This is a genomic window from Cellulosimicrobium sp. CpK407, from assembly GCF_051844275.1.
Taxonomy (GTDB): domain Bacteria; phylum Actinomycetota; class Actinomycetes; order Actinomycetales; family Cellulomonadaceae; genus Cellulosimicrobium; species Cellulosimicrobium cellulans_G.
Genome location: NZ_JBGNYC010000129.1, coordinates 1 through 211, shown reverse-complemented (window position 1 = coordinate 211; position 211 = coordinate 1). Strand labels below are relative to the sequence as shown.

Annotated in this window: 1 protein-coding gene; it reads left to right on the top strand. The window is 72.5% G+C overall.

From position 1 onward, the window contains the following. A partial coding sequence (locus ABWU78_RS21030) for an Ig-like domain-containing protein (protein ID WP_439159413.1) occupies window positions 1-211 on the top strand: 211 nt, incomplete at both ends.

Here is a 211-nt window from a genome sequence, read left to right as displayed (position 1 = left end):
CCTCGTGGACGTGCTGGCCAACGACACCGACCCCGCCGGCGGCGTCCTCGTCGTCCAGTCGGTCAAGGTCCCCGCGGACGCGGGCGTCTCCGTCGCCGTGCTCGCCCACCAGATGCTGCGCATCACGGAGCTGCGCCAGCTCGACGGACCGGTCACCATCACCTACACCGTGTCGAACGGCACGGAGTCCGCCCCGGGCGAGGTGCGGGTC